Raw genomic sequence first — 1,599 nt, 5'->3', positions numbered from 1 at the left:
CCCGGATGTCGAGGGCGGCGCGAACCGCGCGCAGCGCGTCGTCCTCGTGCAGCACGGGAATGCCGAAGACGGCGAAGACGGCGTCGCCGATGAACTTCTCGACCGATCCGCCGTGGGTGTAGATCACTTCACGGACGGTGGTGAAGAACCGCCACATGACCTGCTGCAGCGGTTCGGAGTCGATTCTCTCGCCGATGTCGGTGGACCCGGTGATGTCCACGAACATGATCGTCACGGTCTTCCGGGCGCCGCTCCCTGGGGTGGGCAGGGGGTTCCCACATCCGGAGCAGAAGCGCGCCCGCTCGTGGTTGTCCTCCGCGCATGTCGGGCACGGCACCATGTGCCGGATGGTAGGCCGATCGCGACCCGATCCGGTGGGGGATGCGCGTACCCGACGCGCCTGAGGTGACCCATCCCACGCCGGTGCCACCGCCGGGTCCCGGCCGGGACGGCGCGACCCGGACGGCTCATCCGCCGGCGGCCGGTCTGGCGCGGTCATGACGGCAGCTCCCGCCGCACCGCGAGGAGCGCCGCCACCTGGGCCAGCACTCCCCGGCCGACTACTCCCCGGCCGACCGCGTTCACCTCGACCGCCCCGCAGCCACCGAAGACCAGCACGCTGCCGGAACCAGGGGTGACCAGACTCAGCAGGATGCGCGGCGTCGTTGTCCTGCCGGAGCCGTTCGGCCCCAGAAAACCGGTGATGTTCCCTTCCCGCACCGTGAAACTCACGTCCCGGACGGCGCGCTGGGACCCGTATCGCTTGGCCAGATGGTCTATTTCAACGACGGCGGTGACGAGAGCCTCCCGGCGGAGGTCCGAGCGGGGCAATCTCTACGGTAACCTGTCACCGTTCCAGATCCACCGGCGGCTGTCACCGCTGGCTGGGTCGCGGTCGCCGGCCGGGAGATCGGTACTTCCCGCGGGGGCTCCCCGAACCGCGATCCCCCGAGGAGTTTTCATGGACGCTCTCGCCTGCCTGATGACGCGCCGCACAGCGACCCGGCTCGTCGAACCCGGTCCGACGGTGGAGCAGATTATGATCATGCTTAGCGCCGCCACCACGGCGCCGGATCACAAGATGCTGCGGCCCTGGCGCTTCGTGGTCGTGCAGAGCGATGCCCGCGCCACCCTGGCGGCGGCGATCAAGCGGGCCGCCGAGGCCCTCGGCGGGTTGCCCGAGCCGGTCATCCGCAAGACCGCGGGCAAGGCCACCCGTTCCCCGGCGCTCATCGCCGTCGTCGCATCCCGTGTCGGTTCGAGGGTTCCGGTCGCCGAGCAGGACGCCTCGGCCGCGGCGGCGGCGCAGAACATCTGCCTGGCCGCGCACGCGCTCGGCGTCGCCTCGGCCTGGAAGTCGGTGCCGATGCAGGACAGCGCCGAGGTCCGGGGGGCGTTCGGGCTGACCTCGGACGAGGTGCTGGTCGGCTGGCTGGAGTTCGGGACCCAGGCGGACACCGCTCCGCTGCCTGCGCGGCCCGCCGTTCGGCTGGCCCAGGTCGCGACGGAGATGGAGGTCGACGGGACACTGGATTCCCGTGGCGGCGGACGATCGGATCTCCCAGTTCGGGCAAGTGACCACGGTGTGAGCGGCAGGCT

The 1,599-nt window shown here is 70.7% G+C and carries 3 protein-coding genes; 1 reads left to right on the top strand and 2 read right to left on the bottom strand.

Annotation, left to right across the window (positions count from 1 at the left end):
• Both AC08ON_RS16500 and AC08ON_RS16495 read right to left on the bottom strand, forming a co-directional pair.
• Nucleotides 1-340: adenylate/guanylate cyclase domain-containing protein (locus tag AC08ON_RS16500; protein ID WP_476617289.1), on the bottom strand; the 340-nt coding region annotated here is incomplete at its 3' end.
• Between the two features lie 155 nt (nucleotides 341-495).
• A complete protein-coding gene (locus AC08ON_RS16495) occupies nucleotides 496-831 on the bottom strand; it encodes an ATP-binding cassette domain-containing protein (RefSeq protein ID WP_476608416.1) in 336 nt (111 codons plus the stop codon).
• A gap of 130 nt (nucleotides 832-961) precedes the next feature.
• Between AC08ON_RS16495 and AC08ON_RS16490 the strand changes: the two genes are divergently transcribed.
• A partial coding sequence (locus AC08ON_RS16490; protein WP_476617288.1) for a nitroreductase family protein occupies nucleotides 962-1,599 on the top strand: 638 nt, incomplete at its 3' end.

Source organism: Frankia sp. CoWAU3 (assembly GCF_977971855.1).
This window is presented reverse-complemented; position numbering and strand designations above follow the sequence as displayed.